The organism is Pseudomonas sp. 05T35, assembly GCF_056396605.1.
This window is the reverse complement of sequence record NZ_JBFTLU010000590.1, coordinates 1-2,279: the sequence shown is the minus strand read 5'-3', so window position 1 is coordinate 2,279 and position 2,279 is coordinate 1. Positions and strand designations below refer to the sequence as shown.

Annotated in this window: 2 protein-coding genes; both read left to right on the top strand. The window is 45.5% G+C overall.

From position 1 onward, the window contains the following. On the top strand, positions 1-1,247 hold a 1,247-nt coding region (locus AC1DH9_RS27630), incomplete at its 5' end, for a hypothetical protein (protein WP_477809184.1). A 50-nt stretch (positions 1,248-1,297) separates the two neighbouring features. Then, positions 1,298-2,279: hypothetical protein (locus AC1DH9_RS27625; RefSeq protein WP_477809183.1), on the top strand; the 982-nt coding region annotated here is incomplete at its 3' end.

Here is a 2,279-nt window from a genome sequence, read left to right as displayed (position 1 = left end):
ATCATATAGGTATAGGTGTAGTTCCGCTTGATGATCCAATAGATAAATTTATTAGCACAATATGCAAGAGTATTGAAGAAGGATTTGATTATGTAGGTGTTCCGTTAGCACMGCCTAGTATGGATAGTAATGTCGATGTCCAAGATTGGGCGGAGACGTTAGCTGTAGTTTTTAAAGCCGCATATCCTAGTACTGCCAAGCCGCCAGAAAATTTATCAGGTAATGGACGTTTTGATGGTTATCCAACAGCTCTGGATATCGCATCCGCATACACTACTTTAAGGTTGTTTTTGAAGGTTGCAACCGAGGAAAGCATAACGGAGCCAGAGTTTCCAGATGTTGTAAAAGACGTGTGGGATAAAATCTTGCGGCTTTCGGATGATGTTATAAGAAATTTAGGTGGTGTGCCGCCAATACCCACGCCTGCTGTTGATTTACAACGATTTTCATTAGAGGATGTATGGAAGGCCATAAAAGATTACGTTGGGTGGGCTATAGATTCTGCAATTGCAGTCGCAGCTGCTGCGTTTCAGCTAATTAGAGATACGATCGCTGTGGGTGGTGCACTATTAGTTGATACGGTTAAGGCATGCTTGTATCTTGTCAATAAGTCTTTGTTCGATATTTATAAGCAGGTTCGTTTTTTGCTGGTGCGAGAGGGGTACACTATGCCCTTTACTGAAGAGCTTGATCAGGAAGTTGGGGGAGGTGTTTCCGCGCAAAGGCTATGGAGAACTCCAATAGAAACTAATCTGCAAGAGTTTCCAAAAGAAGAACTCCCTGATACTGAGCAGAAGACTACGGGTAGCTCGTATATTCCTTGGCTGCCACCTGAGCTTCTTGTTGAAATGGGTAGTCCTCCGCACTGTGAGGAGCCTCGTACATGGGTTAGTCCCTATGGCAATGACGAACCGCCAGATACTTTCATCGATGCACCACTTGGGCAACGCGAACTCCTCTCACCTAAAGGACCGATAGGTTTCGATTTCATTATAAAACCCGGCGAGAGTTTTCAACCCCCTACCAATTTTGGTGGCGCCATTGCTAATTGTGTGAAGATTTTTGAAACTATTCAGAACGCTGAGGCAATGGGTTCGTTTCCTGAAAGCTTATTTCCGGATTACAATTTAGATGGTGATCGCGGATATGGATGGGCTTGTTGGGACGTACGTAACGGGTCAGGAGATAATCTAGGTCCACCGCATGATGGTAGTTACGTAACAGTCGATCCTGTTCTCGTGCGCTAAAGCGCTATCAATGGCTTCATAAGATTCCGATTAATGTAGAGGTGTTTTAGATGAAGGTTTTTGATAGAGAGCGGGCTCCCGCCGATGATGGTGTACTTCAAGTAACGCCCTTCTTGTTTATCCCCCAGGACGCTAGCGATATAGGTGTTCCACGACCGCTCCCGACGGGTGTGGGGTGGATCGACTCACCTTCCATTTTTCTATTAAGCGAGGATGGGAGGCTGGAACTTTCACCTCGTTATGGTGTTTATTATAGAGTTGTTGTGCTTATTGGTAATTCTGGAGCAGTGCCTGCTGAAAGCTGCTTTGCAGAATTTTATCTTGATAGTTCGGTCCCTGCATACCGATTTTCTGAGGATCCTAAAGCTAAAGACGGCTACTACGCCGAACAGACCGACTTTCAACCTTCACCCCGAACGCAGTCTTTGGGAATGGTCAGTTTTTCAGTGGGGCAGTCAATTTCTGGGGGAGAAGTCTCATGGGCTATCTCTCCTGAAAACAAAAAGTGGAAAGCCGGCTCAATTTCTCCGTCCGGCTTTACTTCTCAAGATTGCTTATATGTCCGAGTATATGATTTGATCCATGACGCTCCCTCGTCGATGCTCCTGAGTTGGGCTGATCGAAAAGTGGCGTCTAAGATACTGACTTGGAATTTTGCTGGTGTGTGGGCTGGCGATGAGATTGATTCTACTGGTCAAAATCTTGGTAAAATCAGGCTTGAACTAATACAGGACGAGTGGTCAATGTATAGTCTCGGCTATGGGGCGTCATTGCGTACTTGTACACTTGTGATGAAAGACATGCCGAAAATTGAAGGTCGTGAGACTTTTTTGGATGTCCCAATGCGAGGGTGGACTGCTATCGGCATGCTCAGAGTAAATAGTATGGACGGAACGTGGTTTGCGGATTTTAAACCCCGTGGTGTAGGGGTTATGGATCTCAGTTTGAGTTATTCAGGGCAAACTGATTATGGTAAAACGAGTATTGTTTTATCACTGGAAAAAGCAACATCTAGCGCGCCAGCCCCCGATG